At 68.5% G+C, this 18204-nt stretch carries 15 protein-coding genes; 3 read left to right on the top strand and 12 right to left on the bottom strand.

Translation table 11 applies throughout. The features are described from left to right. Positions 1-93 precede the first annotated feature (93 nt). Both LOS78_RS21890 and LOS78_RS21885 read left to right on the top strand, forming a co-directional pair. Entirely contained in the window at positions 94-1068 is a 975-nt protein-coding gene (locus LOS78_RS21890) for a CoA ester lyase (protein WP_230378729.1), read from the top strand. A 17-nt stretch (positions 1069-1085) separates the two neighbouring features. After that, positions 1086-2324, top strand: coding sequence for a glycerate kinase (locus LOS78_RS21885; protein ID WP_230378728.1), 1239 nt, complete (start codon positions 1086-1088; stop codon positions 2322-2324). Positions 2325-2394: 70 nt separating this feature from the next. On the opposite strand, the gene LOS78_RS21880 is transcribed toward LOS78_RS21885, so the two are convergent. The 11 genes from LOS78_RS21880 to LOS78_RS21830 all read right to left on the bottom strand — a co-directional run bounded on the left by LOS78_RS21880 (position 2395) and on the right by LOS78_RS21830 (position 15766). Continuing rightward, positions 2395-4185 carry an APC family permease gene (locus LOS78_RS21880; RefSeq protein WP_230378727.1) on the bottom strand — a complete coding sequence of 597 codons (1791 nt, stop codon included), beginning with the start codon at positions 4183-4185 and terminating at the stop codon, positions 2395-2397. Between the two features lie 183 nt (positions 4186-4368). After that, positions 4369-5415 carry a DUF3445 domain-containing protein gene (locus LOS78_RS21875; RefSeq protein WP_230378716.1) on the bottom strand — a complete coding sequence of 349 codons (1047 nt, stop codon included), beginning with the start codon at positions 5413-5415 and terminating at the stop codon, positions 4369-4371. Between the two features lie 10 nt (positions 5416-5425). After that, complete coding sequence (locus LOS78_RS21870) at positions 5426-6373, bottom strand: PDR/VanB family oxidoreductase (protein WP_230378715.1); 948 nt, start codon at positions 6371-6373, stop codon at positions 5426-5428. Then, positions 6370-6978: a dimethylamine monooxygenase subunit DmmA family protein gene (locus tag LOS78_RS21865; protein ID WP_230378714.1), complete on the bottom strand. Its 609-nt coding sequence runs from the start codon at positions 6976-6978 to the stop codon at positions 6370-6372. The genes LOS78_RS21870 and LOS78_RS21865 overlap by 4 nt, the downstream gene beginning before the upstream one ends. A gap of 69 nt (positions 6979-7047) precedes the next feature. Then, a complete protein-coding gene (locus LOS78_RS21860; RefSeq protein ID WP_230378726.1) occupies positions 7048-8181 on the bottom strand; it encodes an aminomethyltransferase family protein in 1134 nt (377 codons plus the stop codon). A 669-nt stretch (positions 8182-8850) separates the two neighbouring features. Further along, entirely contained in the window at positions 8851-9735 is an 885-nt protein-coding gene (gene purU / locus LOS78_RS21855; RefSeq protein WP_230378725.1) for a formyltetrahydrofolate deformylase, read from the bottom strand. A 97-nt stretch (positions 9736-9832) separates the two neighbouring features. Further along, complete coding sequence (folD, locus tag LOS78_RS21850; RefSeq protein WP_230378724.1) at positions 9833-10735, bottom strand: bifunctional methylenetetrahydrofolate dehydrogenase/methenyltetrahydrofolate cyclohydrolase FolD; 903 nt, start codon at positions 10733-10735, stop codon at positions 9833-9835. Between the two features lie 2 nt (positions 10736-10737). Further along, complete coding sequence (locus tag LOS78_RS21845) at positions 10738-11304, bottom strand: sarcosine oxidase subunit gamma (RefSeq protein WP_230378723.1); 567 nt, start codon at positions 11302-11304, stop codon at positions 10738-10740. Continuing rightward, positions 11297-14227: a sarcosine oxidase subunit alpha family protein gene (locus tag LOS78_RS21840; protein ID WP_230378722.1), complete on the bottom strand. Its 2931-nt coding sequence runs from the start codon at positions 14225-14227 to the stop codon at positions 11297-11299. The genes LOS78_RS21845 and LOS78_RS21840 overlap by 8 nt, the downstream gene beginning before the upstream one ends. Further along, positions 14224-14508, bottom strand: coding sequence for a sarcosine oxidase subunit delta (locus LOS78_RS21835; protein WP_028714552.1), 285 nt, complete (start codon positions 14506-14508; stop codon positions 14224-14226). Before LOS78_RS21835 ends, LOS78_RS21840 begins: the two co-directional genes overlap by 4 nt. A gap of 7 nt (positions 14509-14515) precedes the next feature. After that, positions 14516-15766 (bottom strand): sarcosine oxidase subunit beta family protein, encoded by a 1251-nt coding sequence (locus LOS78_RS21830; RefSeq protein WP_230378721.1) that lies wholly within the window; start codon positions 15764-15766, stop codon positions 14516-14518. A 126-nt stretch (positions 15767-15892) separates the two neighbouring features. Between LOS78_RS21830 and LOS78_RS21825 the strand changes: the two genes are divergently transcribed. Continuing rightward, entirely contained in the window at positions 15893-16876 is a 984-nt protein-coding gene (locus LOS78_RS21825; protein WP_230378720.1) for a GlxA family transcriptional regulator, read from the top strand. A gap of 39 nt (positions 16877-16915) precedes the next feature. Here the strand turns inward: LOS78_RS21825 and glnT are convergent, their stop codons facing one another. Next, positions 16916-18172 (bottom strand): type III glutamate--ammonia ligase, encoded by a 1257-nt coding sequence (glnT, locus tag LOS78_RS21820; RefSeq protein WP_230378981.1) that lies wholly within the window; start codon positions 18170-18172, stop codon positions 16916-16918. Positions 18173-18204 lie beyond the last annotated feature (32 nt).

Below are 18204 nucleotides of genomic sequence, written 5' to 3'. Positions count from 1 at the left end.
ATCGGAACCGATGAGAAATTTTATTTCTTGACTGGAAATACCAATCTGCCTTCTCTTGTCGCATTCCCCCACATGTCGCAGGAGCGTTCCGCCATGAGCTTCCACCCCATCGAACAAGCCCCCGCCCGCCTGAACCGCAGCGAGCTGGCCGTGCCCGGCAGCCAGCCGCAAATGTTTCAAAAAGCGGCGGATTCCGACGTCGACGTGATCTTCCTCGACCTCGAGGACGCGGTCGCGCCGGACGAGAAGCCGCAGGCCCGCAAGAACATCATCAAGGCCCTGAACGAGATCGACTGGGGCAAGAAGACCATGTCGATCCGAATCAACGGGCTCGACACGCATTACATGTATCGCGACGTCGTGGACGTGGTCGAACAGGCCGGCGAGCGGCTGGACCTGATCATGATCCCCAAGGTCGGCACCGCCGCCGACGTCTATGCCGTCGACATGCTGGTCACGCAGATCGAGGACGCGAAGGGCCTGAAGAAGCGCATCGGTTTCGAGCATATCATCGAGACCGCGCTGGGAATGCAGAACATCAACGAGATCGCCGCGGCGTCCAAGCGTAATGAAAGCCTGCATTTCGGCGTCGCCGACTATGCCGCCTCGACCCGCGCCCGCACCACCGTGATCGGCGGCGTGAACGAGCATTATTCGGTGCTGACCGATGCCGATGCCGAAGGCGGCCGCCACGTCCATTGGGGCGACATGTGGCATTATGCGCTGTCGCGCATGGTCGTCGCGGCGCGCGCCAACGGCTTGCGGCCGATCGACGGGCCCTTCGGCGATTTCTCGGACCCCGAGGGCTACAAGGCCGCCGCCTATCGCGCCACGGTGCTGGGCTGCGAGGGGAAATGGGCCATCCATCCCAGCCAGATCGCGCTGGCCAACGAGGTGATGAGCCCCTCGGCCGCCGAGGTCGAGCGCGCGCAGAAGATCCTCGACGCCATGGCCAAGGCCGAGGCCGAGGGCAAGGGCGCCGTCTCGCTGGACGGCCGGCTGATCGACTATGCCTCGATCCGCCAGGCCGAGGTGCTGGTCCAGAAAGCCCGCCAGATCGCGGCATGACGGCAAGGATCGCCGATATGCGGGCCCTGGCGCGGAAGCTCTATGACGCCGCCGTGCGCGCGGCCGATCCTGCCCTCGCCGTGCGCCGGCATTTCCACGACCACCCCCCTGCCGCACCCGCGGCGGGGGGGCAGACCATCCTGATCGCCATCGGCAAGGCCGCGCCCGCCATGCTGGCCGAGGCGATGGCCCATGTCCCCGGCCCGATGACGGCGCTGGCGGTGACGCATGACGGCAATGGCCGGGACATTCCCGGCGCCCGTGTCCTGACCGCCGGCCATCCCGAACCCGACGAGGCCGGGCTGGCTGCCGGGCAGGAGATCATCGCGCTGCTGCACCGGGCGGGGCCGCAGGACCGGGTGATCGCGCTGATCTCGGGCGGCGGCTCGGCGCTGGTTCCGGCGCCGCGGCCGCCGCTGACCCTGGCCGACAAGCAGCAGGTGAACCGGCTGCTCTTGGCCAGCGGGCTGGAGATCGGCCAGGTCAACCTGATCCGCCAGCAGCTTTCCGACCTGAAGGGCGGCGGCCTCCTGCGCCATGCCGCCCCCGCCCCGGTGACGGCACTGATCCTGTCCGACGTCATCGGCAACGAGCTGGGCGCCATCGCCAGCGGCCCGACCGTGGCGCCGCTCGGCAGCCCGCGCGAGGCGCTGGAGCTGCTGGCCGGGCGGGGGCTGCTGGAGAAGCTACCGCCGAAGATGCGCGAGTTGCTGGAAACCGGCGCATCCCCTGCCCCGCTGCCCGAGGCCGAGAACCACCTGATCGGCAGCAATGAGATCTCGCTTGCCGCCATGCTTGCCGCCGTGCCCGAGGGCTGGGCGGGCCGGATCGTCAGTGACCGGCTGACCGGCGACGTGGCCGAGGCCGCCGCCCGCATCGCCGAGGCGGCCGGCAGCCGACGCGACCGGCCCGAGGCGCTGATCTTCGGCGGCGAGACCACCGTCACGCTGCGCGGCACCGGCAAGGGCGGGCGCAACCAGGAACTGGCGCTGCGCATCGCCCTGATGGGCGGGGACTGGCCGGGGCACTGGGTCTTTCTCAGCGGCGGCACCGACGGCCGCGACGGCCCGACCGATGCGGCGGGCGGCATCGTGGACGCCAGCACCGCCGACCGCATCCGCGCCGCCGGCCGCGACGGCACGGCGCTGCTGGCCAACAACGACAGCCACGCGGCGCTGAAGGCGGCGGGCGATCTGCTGCTGACCGGCGCGACCGGCACGAATGTCGCCGATGTCCAGGTGCTGCTGCTGGCCTGACCCATCCGCCCGCAACGCAAACGCAAACGGCCGTCCCTTGGGGCGGCCGTCGCGTTTCAGGGATCCGGCTTCAGCCCGGCAGCTGGAAGACCATATTCGCCACCACGACCACGGCCAGCCCCCCCGCCAGCGCCAGATAGGGCAGGATGCCCGCGCGCCTCGGGCCGAAGCTGGTCGCATCATTGGCCAGGCCCAGATCCTCCAGCGCCTCGGCCGGGAAGCGACCCTTGTCGGTGACATAGTGGCGCCACAGGAAGATCGGCACGATCAGCGCCGCGAAGATCGCGCCCGAGACCAGCGCGTTGGAATAGCCCCAGACCTTGGCGCCCGCGCCCAGGAACAGCGCGTTGACGAAAGCCAGCAGGGTGTTCAGCCCGATCAGCCAGGTCGGCGCGCGCCAGGGCCGCTCCAGATGCGGCGAGTCGATGCGGTGGATCCAGCCGGCATTGAGGTTCAGGAAGTTGAAGGTCAGATAGCCCACGTTCGAGATGGCCAGCACGTAGAAATAGCCGTTTGCATCCGAGGCCAGCGCCAGCAGGAACAGGTTCACCACGAAATTCGTCCACATCGCGTTGACCGGGGCGCCCTGCTCGTTCACATGGCCCAGATATTTCGGCAGCAAGCCGTCGCGCGACCCCTGGTAGAGCGTCCGGGCCGAGCCGGCGCAGGCCGTCATGATCGCCATGAACAGCGCCAGCAGCATCAGGACGGTGAACAGCTGCGCCACCACCGGCCCGGCGCCGATCATGCCGCCCAGGGCCTGGGCGATGCCGGTGCCGTCGACGATCTCGGGCGCCAGCATCCCCTCGATGCCCAGAACCCCCTGAAACGAGAACGGAATCAGGCAGAAGAACGCCATGCAGAGCAGGCCGGTGAAGAAGATCGCGCGGAAGGTGTCGCGCTTGGGGTCCTTCAGCTCGCGCGTGTAACAGACCGCGGTCTCGAAGGCATAGGTGGACCAGGCCGCGATATAAAGCCCGCCCAGAACCAGCGTCCAGCCGCCCAGGTTCCAGCTGCCCGGCTCGGCCGAATAGGCGCTCGCCGGTGGCAGGATGTTGGTGATGTTGGCATAGTCGATCGAGCCGGTGAAGATCGGCACCAGCCCGACCAGCATCAGCGGCACCAGCACGATGATCGCCATCCATTTCTGCGCCGTCGCGGTCGAGGCGACGCCGCGATACTGGATCGCGATCAGGATCAGCATCAGCAGCGCGCCGATGACGAAGGTGGTGTTGAAGTAAAGCGTGAACAGGCCCGGAATTTCCAGGTTGAAGGCCGTCCAGCTGCGGATCGCCGGGGTCAGCGCCGCCACCGCGTCGCTGGTCAGCAGCGCCCGGATCGCCTCGGCGCTGCCAAGGCCGGGATGGGCGGCCAGGTATTCGGCCACGCGCGGGTTGTCGGCGGTGATCGCGCCGGCATGGGCGGCGACCCAGTCCAGCACCGGCTGCGAGCTGGCCAGCGGCACCGGGAACAGCGCGTTCAGGATATAGCCCGCCGCGATGGCGCAACCCAGCGACAGGACCGGCGACCAGGCGAACCAGTTGCACCAGATCGACAGCGGCGCCACCGGCTTGGCATAGCGCAGCCAAGCCATGGCGCCGTAGACCGAGGCGCCGCCGGACTTGTTGCCGAACATGCCCGCCATCTCGGCATAGGTGAAGGACTGCACGAAGCCCATCATCATCGAGACGATCCAGACGACGAAGGCGACCTTGCCGGTCGTCCCGGCGATGCCGCCCAGCGAGAACAGCACCAGCGGCGGCACGCCCGCGGCGATCCAGAATGCGCCCGTCCAGCTGAGCGAACGGACCATATGGCCGTTCTCTTGCGGCGTCTCCGCCGTTGTGGTCGTATATGTCATTGCAAGACTCCCCTGCCGGCTTTTCTGTTCCGGCCGCTCCCGCCGGCGGGAACGCGGCTTGTGCTTCTCGAATACCCGCCATTCGGGGAACGGCGGCATGACGATGCCCTTCCGGCGGCCACATGGCCGGCCGGCTCGGCCCCGCATCGGGGGCGGCTGTTGCCCGGTCGGGTTGTCCCGGCCCTAGTCGTCGGCGAATATCCCCTGTGATGTCGGCTTCCCGTCGTCGAACTGCGCGAGATAGTCGGTGATGATCTGGCGGTTGACGGCGAAGCCCTTGTACTCGGCCAGCTCGTCGGGCAGGTCGCGGATCACCCGGTGCAGCCGGCGCGCCCATTTCGGCACCGTCACCAGATCCTCGAGCGCGATCAGGTAGCAGCGGATCGGAAAGGCCAGCGCGTTCGAGCGCGGCAGCCGCCAGAAGCTCTGCAGCTCCACCCGCAGATATTGCCTGGCCCCCACGTTCTCGGGGGTGATGGTGCGCTTCTCGGGACCCCAGAGGTGATAGTTCTCGGGGCTGGTGTCCAGCCGCGGATTGACCGTCATCGTCCAGTTCAGCCGCCGCGACGGCGCGCCCTGCTGCACCGCCAGCAGGAATTTCAGCGCCCGCTGGAAGATGCCCAGCTCGGCCGCCTTCGGCACCGGCGCATGCCATTCGAAGAAGTTCATGCCGATGTCGAAATCCAGCGACCAGTCCGCCTGGCTGGTCACCATGCCGGCATCCATCCACAGGTTGCCCTCGCGCTGGTCCAGCAGCGCGAAATCGCCCTGCGCCTGGCGGGTGATGTATTCCAGCGGCCCGCAGGGCAGCGTCGTCGGGTCGAGGAAGGTGAAGCGCTGCTCAATCCCCAAGGGCCGGTTGATCCAGTGCCAGCGGTCGCCGTCGCGATGCAGCCGGAACAGTTCGGGGTAGTCCTCGGCCTTGCACTGCATGATCAGCTCCAGCAGGTCCCAGCCCGCCAGCGCCATATGCGGCAGCGACTGGCAGCGCAGCGGATCCCCGGCCAGGGTGATCGCCCGGTCGCGCATCTCGGCCACGTAATGCTCGTCCACGTCGAAGCGCTTCTCGAAGACGCTGCCGGCGCGGCCCCCCGTCCCGTGCGGCTCCATGTTGACGGAATACATGTAATCGTCCTTGTCGAAGGGGAACGGAAACCGCCGGATGGCTTCGGCCGAGTTGCGGAAGCTGTAATCGTCGCGGAAGGTCTCGTCGTTGAACCGGATGGTCATGGCCGGGCTCCTATCGGTCGATGATCAGCGTCTCGCCGCGGAAGCGCGAGACGCAGGGCATGATGCGGCTCTGCGAGGAGCGCTCGTCCTCGGACAGCCAATGGTCGTGATGCTCGATGCGGCCGTGGCAGGACAGCACCCGCGTCTCGCAGCGCCCGCAGGCGCCGCCCCGGCAGGACCAGTCGATCTCGGCCCCGGCCGCCTCCAGCGCCTCGAGCAGGCTCTGATGCGCGCCGACCGCGATGGTCCGCCCCGAACGCGCCAGCACCACCGCGAAGGGCCGGCCGGGCGGCGGCGCCTGGAAGACCTCGGAATGCAGCGCGGTCTGCGGCCAGCCCAGCCGGGCGCCCGCTTCCGCCACCGCACCGATCAGACCCTCGGGGCCGCAGGTATAGACATGCGTGCCCAGGGGCTGGCCCGACAGGATCGCGCCCAGATCCATGCGGTTGCCCTCCTCCGAGATATGGGCGTGGATATGCGGCGCCTCCGGCAGCAGGTGCAGCCCGGCCGCCTCGGCGCGCGAGCGGGCGGCGTAATGCAGCTCGAAGGGCAGCTGCATGCGCAGAAGCTGGCGGACCTGGGCGACGAAGGGGGTGATGCCGATGCCGCCGGCGATCAGCACGTGCTTCTTGGCCCGCAGGTCCAGCGCGAAGAGGTTCAGCGGCAGCGAGACGCGCAGCTGGTCGCCCGCCCGCACCCGGCCATGCATGAAGCGCGAGCCGCCGCGCCCGCCATCCTCGCGCCGCACCGCGATCTCGTAGCCCGAGCCGTCCTGCGGGTCCGAGATCAGCGAATAGGCGTTGCGGCGCAGTATGTCGCCGTCCGGCATCTCGACCACCACATGCGCGCCGCCGGAAAACAGCGGCAGGGCCGCGCCCTGCGGGTGTTCGAAGCGGAAGCGCTTGACCAGCGGCGTCAGCGGCTCGGCCGCCGCCACGCGCAGCATCAGGGACGTCATGGCTTGATCTCCTGCGGCTCGGGCACCTGGCCCGGGGTCTCGGCATCGACGCAGACCCCCTGGAAGGCGCCGATGCGGCGCGAGTAATGGTCGCGCACGAACAGGTTCAGCCCGCAATGCGCGCAGGTGAACGGGTCGGTGGCGACGTTCTCGGTGATGCCCTTGCAATGCACGCATTGCACCCGCCGGGCGAAGCCGCCGCGATGCTCGGCATCGATCGCCTCCAGCGGCATTCCGGCGGCCAGCGCCTCGGCCGTGGCCTGGCCGATCAGCCCCTCGCCGCCGGCAAGATAGAGCCGGGTGCCCATATGCGCCTCGGCCAGGGCCCGGGCGAAGCGCGGCCGCAGCGCCGCCCAGCTCGGCCCCTCGACATAGCCGGCCGGCCCCAGCCCCCGCAGCCGCGACCCCAGTTCGGGACCGGCACCGGCCGGGATCCAGAACAGCTGCGCCTGGCGCATGACCGAGGGGTCGGCCCGGGCCAGCGCGGCCAGCGCCTCGCCGCCCGTGCCCTCGGCCAGCATCAGCGAGGCCAGCGCCCCGTGCGGGCGCAGCCCGCCATAGACCGGCCGGCTGGGGATCGAAGGTGAAAATTCCGTGGCTCGCATTGGCGGCGTTCTCCCTGTCGCGGAGGGGGGCGGGGCGGTCCTGGCGCCGCCCGCGCGCCCCGGGTCGGTTCAGCCCTTGGCGGTGCGGCGCTTCTTCTCGGGGTCGTGGAAGGGCATCGGCTGCGCCGTGGCGGCGATCTCGCCGCCGGGATTGCGGATGGTCAGCGGCGTGCCCGGAACCGCGCAATCCACCGGCATCCGCGCAATGCCGATATTGTGCCCGTTCAAAGGGCTGTAGAAGCCGATCGTCACCACGCCCACTTCCTTGCCGTCCCGGATGATCGGAGCGCCCTCGACCGCCGCCTCGGTGCCCTCCAGCTTGACGCCGTAGATCTTGAAGCGTTCCTTGCCCTGCAGCCGGTAATGCTCCTCGGCGCCGCGGAAGCCGGTCTTGCCGGGCGAGACGGTGAAATCCAGCCCCAGCTCCCAAAGCGTGTCGCCGCAGGGCTCGTCCTCGAACGGGTATTTCTCGGAATTGTCATAGGGGAAGAACAGCAGGTAGCTTTCGGCGCGCAGCAGGTCCAGCGTGGTGAAGCGGGTCGGGATGATGCCCATCGCCGCGCCCTCGGCCACGATCGTGTCCCAGATCTCGGGCGCGTCCTGGCGGCGGCAGAAGATCTCGTAGCCGCGCTCGCCCGTATAGCCGGTGCGCGAGATCGTCACCGGCTTGCCGAACAGCGTGGTGTGGATATGGCTGAAATAGACCACGTCCCGGATGCCCGGCACGTGCTTCTCCAGATAGTCCACCGCCAGCGGCCCCTGCAGCGAGATGTCGTGCAGGTCGTCGTCGAACATCACGCTGACATTGCGCCCCAGCGCCGCCATGGTCAGCTGCTCGTGCCCCTGGCCGGCGCCATGCACCACCATGAAGCTGTGCGGGCCCATGCGATAGATCACGCAGTCGTCGACGAACTTGCCGCCGTCGTTCAGCATGCAGGCATAGGTCGAACGTCCGGGCTTGATCTTCTCGACCGACCGGGTGGTGGCGCGGTCGATGACATGGCTGGCATGGGGGCCGATCACATGCACCTTCTTCAGGCCCGAGACGTCCATCACCCCGGCCTTGGTGCGGATCGCCATGTATTCCTCGAGCTGGTCCTTGTCGTAGCTCCAGGCCGTGCCCATCCCGCTCCAGTCCTCGAGCGCCGAGCCCAGGGCCCGGTGACGATCCGCCAGAGCCGAAAAACGCCAGGTCGCTGTCATGAAAATTCCTCCTCGTTGGCATCCGTTCCATGATCCGCCCCGGGCGGACCATGGCATCTGTGGCAGCGAGAGGCTGCAAGCGGCCCGACCAGGCGGCCGGCGGCAGGCATCCTGCGGCAGACGCAGCGCCTGACCGGCGGCACGTCTGGCGATGCCCGGATGAACGGGGGAAAGCCTGCCCATCCGCGGGGGCCAAGCTCCGGACGGAGCGTCGACCCATGAACCACCTGTTGTTGATCGGACCGGTTTTGCATCCGCTCGCTTGTTGATTCCATTCAACCCGGATATCGCTTAAAAAGCAATTATTTTTCTTAGCAGGAATGTTTTGGGTATTTTTCTGCACAAATGCCGGCAGAAGCGGCCATCTTTCGGGCAGATGATGGCCAGTGCCTACGGGCCGGCAAAGAGCAAGGACCTCCGATAGAACTGCAAGCCCCGATCTGCGCGGGCGGGAAAATCCGAGAGGGCCAGGAGGGGCGAATCAATCCGATGAGTCCCGCCTTCGGTGGCACGATCCCCGAGCCGATCCCTTCGGCGACGGGCAGCCCTCAATCCGAAAATGAAACGCATGCCGGCACGGCGACCTTGGCAGTCGCTGCGCCGGCATGGCTGGCAGAGGCCCCATGCCCGTCAGGGACAGGGTGCAATAAGCGGGCCCTGACGAAGCGGTCAGCCCATTCTCTCGCTGGAATAGCTTCCCGGAGACGCCGGGAAGACGACGGTCTTGTTGCCGTTGAGGAACACCCGGCGGTGGATATGGGCGTGGATGGCGCGGGCCAGAACCTGGCTTTCCACGTCGCGGCCGAGGCTGACATAGTCCTCGGGCGATTGCGCATGCGTCACCCGGATGATGTCCTGCTCGATGATCGGGCCCTCGTCGAGATCCGCGGTCACGTAATGGCTGGTCGCGCCGATCAGCTTCACCCCGCGCTCGAAAGCCTGCTTGTAGGGGTTGGCGCCCTTGAAGCTCGGCAGGAAGGAATGGTGGATGTTGATGATCCGCCCCGACATCTTCTTGCACAGCGCATCCGACAGCACCTGCATGTAGCGCGCCAGCACCACCAGCTCGGCGCCGGAATCCTCGACCACCGCCATCAGCTGCGCCTCGGCCTGCGGCTTTTTCTCCTTGGTGACCTTGATGCAGTGGAAGGGGATGTCGTGGTTCACCACCACCTTCTGATAGTCCATGTGATTGCTGATCACCGCCACGATGTCGATCGGCAAGGCCCCGATGCGCCAGCGATACAGAAGGTCGTTCAGGCAATGCCCGAAGCGGCTGACCATGATCACCACCTTCATCTTCTCGGCCTCGTCATGGATGGCATAGTCCATGCCGAAGGGCTTGGCCGGCTCGGCCAGCCCGGCGCGCAATTCCTCCAGCCCCACGCCCTCCTCGGAGACGAAGCTGACGCGCATGAAGAACTTGCCGGTCTGCGGGTCGTCGAACTGGCTGGAATCGGTGATGTTGCAGCCATTCTCGGCCAGAAAGCCCGAGATGGCGGCCACGATGCCGCGCGTGGATTCGCAGGCAACGGTCAGGCAGAACTTGTTCATCGGTTTCTCCACTGTCTTGCTTAAGGGCAAAGGCCCTGATTTCTTTCTTGTGCAAATATCCCGGGGTCCGGGGCAGCGCCCCGGTCCGGCGGCGCGCTCAGGCGGTCAGGCCCTCGGGCTCGGGCCAGCCATTGGCCCGGCAGCAGGCGGTCAGCGTATTCGCCAGCAGGCAGGCGATGGTCATCGGCCCGACGCCCCCCGGCACCGGGGTGATGGCGCCGGCGACCTGCGCGGCAGCCTCGAAATCCACGTCGCCGACCAGCCGCGAGCGGCCCTCCTCCGCGATGCGGTTGATGCCCACGTCGATCACCGTCGCCCCCGGCCTGATCCAGTCGCCGCGGATCATCCGCGGCCGGCCCACCGCCGCGACCAGGATGTCGGCCGTCCGGCACAGGCCGGCCAGGTCCTTCGTGCGCGAATGCGCGATGGTCACCGTGCAGCTGTCGCCCAGCAGCAGCTGCGCCATCGGCTTGCCGACGATGTTCGAGCGCCCCACCACCACCGCGTTCAGCCCGGAAAGATCGCCCAGCCGGTCGCGGAGCAGCATCAGGCAGCCCAGGGGCGTGCAGGGCACCATGCTCTTCTGCCCGGTCCCCAGCAGCCCGACATTCGAGATGTGGAACCCGTCCACGTCCTTCGCGGGATCGATGGCGTTGATCACCGCATCGGCGTCCATATGCGCGGGCAGCGGCAGCTGCACCAGGATGCCGTGCACCGCCGGATCGGCATTCAGCCGTTCGATCAGCGCCAGCAGATCCTCCTGCGCGGTCTCGGCCGGCAGCTTGTGCTCGAAGCTCGCCATGCCGGCCTCGCGGGTCTGGATGCCCTTGTTCCTGACATAGACCTGGCTGGCCGGATCCTCGCCCACCAGCACCACCGCCAGGCCCGGAACCACCCCGTGCGCGGCCTGCAGCCGCCCCACATGCCCGGCAACCCGCGCCCGAACCCCGGCCGCAAAAGCCTTGCCGTCGATGATCGCGCCGCCATTCCTTGCAGCCATGTTCATGTCCTTTCTCCCTTCAGGCGCCCGGCGGTTTCCCCGAGCGCATGCCAGAGCGCGCCGGCCAGGGACCGCATGCCGATCACCGCCAGCCGATCCTCGGCCCGGCGGATCAGGAAGACGCTCATGTGATGCAGGCCGGTGCGCGTGGCCGAGCCCGGCCCGAAGGCCGCAGCGTCGATGTTCACCAGCTTTTCCAGCAGCGCCCGGATCGGGGCCGCGCCGCGATCCGAGGCGATCTCGAACGCGGTCCAGCCGTCGGTCTGTTCGGTGACCGAGCAGCCCGGCGCCTCGGCCGCCAGCGCGGCGGCGAAATCCTCGGCGGCGCGCTCCTCGGCCTCGATCATCCATTGGCCGGGGCCGGTCCAGAAGGCGGCGACACCCTGCCCCACCTGCCAGGCGCCCGGCCCCGGCAGCGCCAGGCCCAGCGGCGCGGGCTGCGCGGCATCCCGGCGCAGCGCCAGCGAGGCCAGTGCCAGGCCGGCATTCTCGGTGATGGTCAGGGCACCGAAGGCGTGCCGGGCGGGGGCGCGGGCGCCCAAAGCGGTAATCGGAACCAGATCAGTCACGCAGGCGCCCTCCTTCCGGGTCGACGAAATGCGGCGAGACGACGCGCAGGGCCACCTTCTGGCCTTGCAGCGGGTTGGCGGCGATCACCGTCTCGCCCATGCGGGCGCCGCCATCGGCCAGAAAGCCCAGCCCGATGCTCGACCCCACATGCGGCGAATAGCAGGCCGAGGTGATCCAGCCCTGGTCGGTCTCGGTCCGGTGCGGCGCGCCTTCGGCGAAAAGATGCATGCCCGCCAGCACCGTCTGCGCCGGATCGACGGGTTGCAGCCCGACCAGCACCCGGGTCTCGGCCGCCAGCCCCTCGCGCCGGGACATCACTGCGCCGATGCCGTCCTTCTTGCTGCTGACCATGCGGCCCAGCCCCAGCATCTGCGCCGTGGTCTGGCCGTTCAGCTCGTTGCCGGCGGCATGGCCCTTTTCGATGCGCATCACGCCAAGCGCCTCGGTGCCGTAGGGGGTCGCGCCCAGATCGGCGCCCTGCTCCATCAGCCGCTCGACCAGCGCCTGCCCGTAGCGGGCTGGCACCGCGATCTCATAGGCCAGCTCGCCCGAGAAGCTGATGCGGAAGAGCCGCGCCCGAAGCCCGCCGCAGACCGTCAACCCGGCGCAGGCCATGAAGGGAAAGGCTTCGTTCGACAGGTCGAACCCGTCCACGATCCGCTCCAGCAGCCGGCGGGCATTGGGACCGGCCACGGCGATCTGCGCCCAGGCGTCGGTGGTCGAGATCAGCTGCACGTCCAGCTCGGGCCAGAGGCATTGCCGGGCGAATTCCATCTGCCGGTAGACCGGCCCCGCCTGGGCGGTGGTGGTGGTGACGACGTAATGATCCTCGGCCAGCCGGGCGCAGGTGCCGTCGTCCCAGGCCGTGCCGTCCTCGCGCAGCATCAGGCCATAGCGGACCATGCCGACCTTGAGGCTTTTCATGGCATTGGCATAGATCCGGTCGAGGAATTCGCCGGCATCCGCCCCCTGCACGTCCACCTTGCCCAGCGTGGTCACGTCGCAGATGCCGACGCCCTTGCGGGTGGCCAGCACCTCGCGGTCCACGGTCTGGCGCCAATGCGCCTCGCCCGGGCGGGGGAAATATTGCGCCCGCATCCAGGGGCCGACCTCGACGAAGACGGCACCCTGCGCGCGCGCCCATTCATGCGTGGGCGTCAGACGGCGCGGCCGGAAATGCGGCCCCGTGTCGCCGCCGCCCAGCACCGAAAGCGACACGCCGCTATAGGGCGGGCGAAAGATCGTCGTGCCGGTTTCCGGGATCGGCTTGCCGGTCAGTTCCGACATGACCGCCAGGGCGGTGACGTTGGCGGTCTTGCCCTGGTCGGTGGCCATGCCCAGCGTGGTCCAGCGTTTCAGGTGCTCGACCGGGCGCATGTTTTCCTGATGCGCCAGCTTGATGTCCTTGACGGTCACGTCGTTCTGGAAATCGACCCAGGCGCGGCCCTTGCCCGGCACATGCCAGAGCGGGCACAGACCGGCCGGCGCATCCTCGGCCGCCGGCAGCGCGGCGGGCCGGGCCTCGATGCCGATCTGGGCCAGCGCCTCGGCCGCCGCTTCGGCACCCGAGCGCAAGGCGGCGGCGGTGCTGCCTTGCCCCTTGGCGGCGCCGGCGGCGATCAGGCCGCGCGGCCCGCCCTCGCCGGGAACGAAGGCCTGCAGCGCCTCGTCCCAGACCGGGCGGCCGCGGTGATGCGAGGCCAGATGCACATTCGGGTTCCAGCCGCCCGCGACGCCGAGCGCGCCGCAATCCAGCCATTCCCTGCGGCCGTCGCTGTCGATCTGGACCCCGCGCAGGCCCAGACGGCCCCTGGCATCGCTGACCATGCCGTGGACCAGCCGGTAATTGCCCTGCGCCCGCGCGTCCGGGCGGCTGTCGATCACTGCCGCGACCTCGACCCCCTTGGCGGCCAGATCCAGCGCGGTGCGGTGGCCGTCGTCGTTGTTGGTGAAGATCGCCACGCGCTTCGCCGGGCTGACCGCCCAGCGGTTGGCATAGGCGCGCATGGCGCCGGCCAGCATGATGCCGGGGCGGTCGTTGTTCCGGAACGGGATATGCCGCTCGATGGCGCCGGCGGCCAGCACGGCGCGGCGGGCGGTGATCCGCCAGAGCGTCTGGCGCACCTGCCGCCCCGGTTCGGGCAGGTGATCGGCGACCCGCTCGACCGCGCCATAGACGCCGTGGTCGAAGGCACCGAACACCGTGGTGCGGCGCAGGATGCGGACATTGGGCAGCGCCGCCAGCTCGGCCTCGGCCCGCGCCACCCATTCGGTCGCCGGGGCGTCGTCCAGCGCGTGGGATTCCGCCAGCAGACGGCCGCCCAGGCGGAAATCCTCGTCGGCCAGGATGACCCGCGCACCGGCCCGGCCGGCGGTCAGCACCGCCGAAAGCCCCGCCGCGCCGCCGCCGATGACCAGCAGGTCGCAATGCAGGAAGCCCTTGTCATAGGCATCGGGATCGGGCTGCATCGACAGGCTGCCCAGGCCCGCCGCCCGGCGGATCGCCGGCTCGTAGAGCTTTTCCCAGAAGGCGCGCGGCCACATGAAGGTCTTGTAATAGAAGCCCGCCGCGAAGAAGGACGAGAACAGGTCGTTCACCGCCAGCAGGTCGAAGCCCAGCGGCCCGACATGGTTCTGGCTGGCGGCTTCCAGCCCATCGTAAAGCTCGGCCACGGTGGCGCGGGTGTTCGGCTCCTTGCGGGCGCCGCTGCGCAGTTCCACCAGCGCATTCGGCTCCTCGGACCCGGCCGAGAAGACGCCGCGCGGCCGGTGATACTTGAAGCTGCGGCCCATCAGCCGCACGCCGTTGGCCAGCAGCGCCGAGGCCAGCGTGTCGCCGGGATGGCCGGAATAGCTCCGGCCGTCGAAGGTGAAGCGCAGGCTGCGGGCGCGGTCGATCAGCCCTCCGGTCAGGCGGGTCATGCGGCACCGCCTTTCAGCTTGACGTCGCGCGCCAGCTCGGCGCCCAGGATCTCGTGCGTGGTGGTGTCGCGGGTCACGACCAGCCAGGAGCGGTCGCCCTGCTCGTGGAACCACAGTTCCCGATGCACGCCGGCCGGGTTGTCGCGCAGATAGACGTATTCGGCAAAGGCGGCCTCGGCACCCTCGGCCATGCCGTCGGGGCGGTTCAGCAGCGCGGCATCGCCCAGATAGGTGAATTCCTGTGCGTCGCGCAGGCCAAGAAGGGGATGGGGGATCAGCATGGCGGCCTCAATGCAGGTTCGGTTGGGCGCCCACGCCCTTTTCGTCGATGACATAGCCGCGCGCGAAACGGTCCAGGCGATAGGCGCTTGCGGTTTCGTGCGGGCGGCCGGTGGCCAGCAGATGGGCGAAGGCATAGCCGCTGGCGGGCGTCGCCTTGAAGCCGCCATAACACCAGCCGGCATTCAGATAGAGCCCCTCGACGGGCGTGCGGTCGATGATCGGGCTGCCGTCCATGGACATGTCCATGATGCCGCCCCAGACCCGCAAGAGCCGCGCCCGGCCGATCATCGGCATCAGCGCCATGCCGCCCTCGGCCACGTCCTCGATCACCGGCAGGTTGCCGCGCTGCGCATAGGAATTGTAGCCGTCGATATCGCCGCCGAAGACCAGGCCGCCCTTGTCGGACTGGCTGACATAGAAATGCCCGGCGCCGAAGGTGATGACCCCCGGGATGGTGGGCTTCAGCCCCTCGGAGACGAAGGCCTGCAGCACGTGGCTTTCGATCGGCAGCCGCATTCCCGCCATGGCCATGACCCGGCTGGACGAGCCCGCAACCGCCACGCCGACCTTGCCGGCGGCGATATAGCCGCGTGTCGTCTCGACGCCGCTGATGCGGCCGCCGTCGATGCGGAAGCCGGTGACCTCGCAGTTCTGGATCAGGTCCACGCCGCGCATGTCGGCGCCGCGGGCGTAGCCCCAGGCCACGCCGTCATGGCGCGCGGTCCCGGCCCGGCGCTGCAGCAGCCCGCCCTTGATCGGGAAGCAGGCATTGTCGAAGTTCAGGAAGGGCGCCATGGCCCGGACCTGCTCGCGGTCCAGCAGTTCGGCATCGGCGCCGGCCAGCAGCATGGCATTGCCGCGCCGGCGGAAGGCATCGCGCTGCGCATCGGTATGGCACAGGTTCAGGATGCCGCGCTGGCTGACCATGGCGTTGAAGTTGAACTCCTGCTCCAGCCCCTCCCAGAGCTTCATCGAGAATTCGTAGAAAGGCTCATTGCCCGGCAGCAGGTAGTTCGAGCGGATGATCGTGGTGTTGCGCCCGATATTGCCCGAGCCCAGCCAGCTTTTCTCCAGCACGGCGATGCGCGCCCGCCCGAAGGTCTTGGCGAGGTAATAGGCCGTCGCCAGCCCATGCCCGCCGCCGCCGACGATGATGTAGTCATAGGCCGGCTGCGGTTCGGGATTGCGCCATAGCGGCTTCCATCCCTTGTGACCGGTCAGCGCCTCTCTGATGACCCGCAAGCCCGAGAAATGCATGGCGATAATCTCCTTCGTCGATTCGAATCTCGCACAGCCTGACCCGGCCGATGCGCCCGAAAGGGACATTGCCTTGCCTGTTTCGGACATGGATGGCAGGCTGGCGGCGAAAGCCCAAGGTCTGCCATGCGTCCCGATTCCCGCCCCCGCCGCTACGGCTTCCTGCTGCTGCCGGATTACGCGCTGATGTCCACCGCCTCGGCGGTCGAGCCGCTGCGCGCGGCGAACCTGCTGAGCGGCCGGCCGCTTTACGAATTGCAATTCGTCTCGACCGAGGGGGGCTTCATGCCCAGCTCGGTCGCGGGCGGGTTCGAGACCATCGCGCTGGCCGACGCCGACGAGACTCTGGACATCCTCTTCGTGGTGGCGGGGGGCGATCCGCTGGCGCAGCGCGATCCGCGGGTGCTGGCCTTCGTGCGCCGGCTGGCGCGGCGCGGGGTGGCGCTTGGCGGCATCTCGGGCGGGGCGGCGATCCTCGCGGCGGCCGGGGTGATGGCGGCGCGGCGCTTCACCATCCACTGGCAGCATCTCGACGCCATGCGCGAGACCTGGCCCGAGGCGCTGATTGAAAGGCGGCTGTTCGTCATCGACCGCGACCGCTTCACCTGCGCGGGCGGCATGGCGCCCTTGGACATGATGCATGCGCTGATCGCCTCGGCGCATGGGGCGGGGCTGGCGCGGGCGGTCAGCGACTGGTTCATCCATACCGGCATCCGCGAGGCCGAGGCACCGCAGCAGCTGGACCCGGCGCGCAAATACGACCTGCACCACCCGGCGCTGGTCGCCATGGTCGAGCTGATGACCAGCCATATCGCCGATCCTCTGGGGCTGGAGGATCTGGGCCAGCTTTGCGACATGACGCCCCGGCATCTGGAGCGGCTGGCGCAGGCGCAGCTGGGCGAAAGCGTGATGCAGTTCTATCGGAGGCTGCGGCTGGACAAGGCCCGGGAACTGCTGAGCCAGTCCGGGCTGCCGCTGGCCGAGATCGCGCTGGCGACCGGCTTTGCCAGCCGCAGCCATTTCAGCCGCAGCTTCCGCGCGCAATTCGGCATCAGCCCCTCGGCGCGCCGACCCATGCGAGCGGGGGCAACAGAAAACCCCGGTGGCTGACGCCATCGGGGTTTCGCGGTGCCGGGAGGAAACCGCCGCTCAGATGTCCAGGGTGTTGTCCCGCTCCCATTGCGACAGATGTGCGCAATAGGTGTTCCATTCCCGGGTCTTGAGCTTGATATAGGCGGCCGAGAATTCCGCGCCCATGGCCGCCTTCAGTCCCTCGTCCTCGTCGAAGGCGCGGATCGCGTCCAGCAGGTTCAGCGGCAGCTTCGGCGCATCGGTGATGGTATGGCCCTCGGCATACATGTCGATGTCGGACCGCGGGCCGGGATCGGCCTTCGAGCGCAGCCCCGACAACCCGGCCGCCATGATAGCCGCCTGCACCAGATAGGGATTGGCGGCACCGTCGGGCAGGCGGAACTCGAACCGGCCGGGGCCGGGCACGCGCACCATATGGGTGCGGTTGTTGCCGGTCCAGGTGACGCTGTTCGGCGCCCAGGTCGCGCCCGAGGTGGTGCGCGGCGCGTTGATGCGCTTGTAGCTGTTCACCGTCGGGCAGCTCAGCAGCGCCAGCGCCGAGGCATGTTTCATGATGCCGCCGACGAAGTGATAGCCCTGCCGGGACAGGCCCAGCTCGTCCCGGTCGTCGGCGAAGGCGTTGGTGCCGTCGGCATTCCAGACCGAGATATGCAGGTGGCAGCCGTTTCCGGTCAGGCCCATGATCGGCTTGGGCATGAAGGTGGCGCGCAGCCCGTGCTTTTCGGCGATGGCCTTGGCCATGAACTTGAAGAACGAATGCTTGTCGGCGGTCGCCAGCGCATTGTCGTATTTCCAGTTCATCTCCCACTGGCCGTTGGCGTCCTCGTGGTCGCTCTGATAGGGCTCCCAGCCCAGTTCCAGCATGTAGTCCGAGATCTCGGCGATCACGTCCAGGCGGCGGAACATCGCCTGCTGGTCGTAGCAGGGCTTCATGGCGGTGTCGGCCGGGTCGCCGATGGCCAGCCCGTCGGGCGTCATCAGGAAGAATTCCGGCTCGACCCCGGTCTTGACGGTCAGGCCCATGTCGGCGGCCTCCCGGCACAGCCGGGTCAGCACGTTGCGCGGCGCCTGCTCCAGATCGACCCCGCCGCTCATCACGCAGTTCGAGGCGACCCAGGCCACCTCCTTTTTCCAGGGCAGCTGGATCACGGATGAGGCGTCGGGCAGGCCCAGCATGTCGGGATGGGCCGGCGTCAGGTCCAGCCAGGTCGCGAAACCGGCAAAGCCCGCGCCGCCGGCCTGCATCTCGGCGATGCCCTCGGCCGGGACCAGCTTGGCGCGCTGGCTGCCGAACAGGTCGGTGAAGGAGACCATGAAATGCTTGATGCCCCGGTCGCGGGCATAGG

The sequence above is a fragment of the Paracoccus sp. MA genome (genome assembly GCF_020990385.1).
GTDB lineage: Bacteria > Pseudomonadota > Alphaproteobacteria > Rhodobacterales > Rhodobacteraceae > Paracoccus.
Note: the sequence above shows the minus strand (reverse complement) of the source record. Positions and strands in the feature narration are given on the sequence as shown.

Coding starts and splice junctions, on each gene's coding strand:
- LOS78_RS21890 (WP_230378729.1), top strand. CDS start 94: ATGAGCTTCCACCCCATCGAACAAGCCCCCGCCCGCCTGAACCGCAGC.
- LOS78_RS21885 (WP_230378728.1), top strand. CDS start 1,086: ATGCGGGCCCTGGCGCGGAAGCTCTATGACGCCGCCGTGCGCGCGGCC.
- LOS78_RS21880 (WP_230378727.1), bottom strand. CDS start 4,185: ATGACATATACGACCACAACGGCGGAGACGCCGCAAGAGAACGGCCAT.
- LOS78_RS21875 (WP_230378716.1), bottom strand. CDS start 5,415: ATGACCATCCGGTTCAACGACGAGACCTTCCGCGACGATTACAGCTTC.
- LOS78_RS21870 (WP_230378715.1), bottom strand. CDS start 6,373: ATGACGTCCCTGATGCTGCGCGTGGCGGCGGCCGAGCCGCTGACGCCG.
- LOS78_RS21865 (WP_230378714.1), bottom strand. CDS start 6,978: ATGCGAGCCACGGAATTTTCACCTTCGATCCCCAGCCGGCCGGTCTAT.
- LOS78_RS21860 (WP_230378726.1), bottom strand. CDS start 8,181: ATGACAGCGACCTGGCGTTTTTCGGCTCTGGCGGATCGTCACCGGGCC.
- purU (WP_230378725.1), bottom strand. CDS start 9,735: ATGAACAAGTTCTGCCTGACCGTTGCCTGCGAATCCACGCGCGGCATC.
- folD (WP_230378724.1), bottom strand. CDS start 10,735: ATGGCTGCAAGGAATGGCGGCGCGATCATCGACGGCAAGGCTTTTGCG.
- LOS78_RS21840 (WP_230378722.1), bottom strand. CDS start 14,227: ATGACCCGCCTGACCGGAGGGCTGATCGACCGCGCCCGCAGCCTGCGC.
- LOS78_RS21835 (WP_028714552.1), bottom strand. CDS start 14,508: ATGCTGATCCCCCATCCCCTTCTTGGCCTGCGCGACGCACAGGAATTC.
- LOS78_RS21830 (WP_230378721.1), bottom strand. CDS start 15,766: ATGCATTTCTCGGGCTTGCGGGTCATCAGAGAGGCGCTGACCGGTCAC.
- LOS78_RS21825 (WP_230378720.1), top strand. CDS start 15,893: ATGCGTCCCGATTCCCGCCCCCGCCGCTACGGCTTCCTGCTGCTGCCG.
- glnT (WP_230378981.1), bottom strand. CDS start 18,172: ATGGTCTCCTTCACCGACCTGTTCGGCAGCCAGCGCGCCAAGCTGGTC.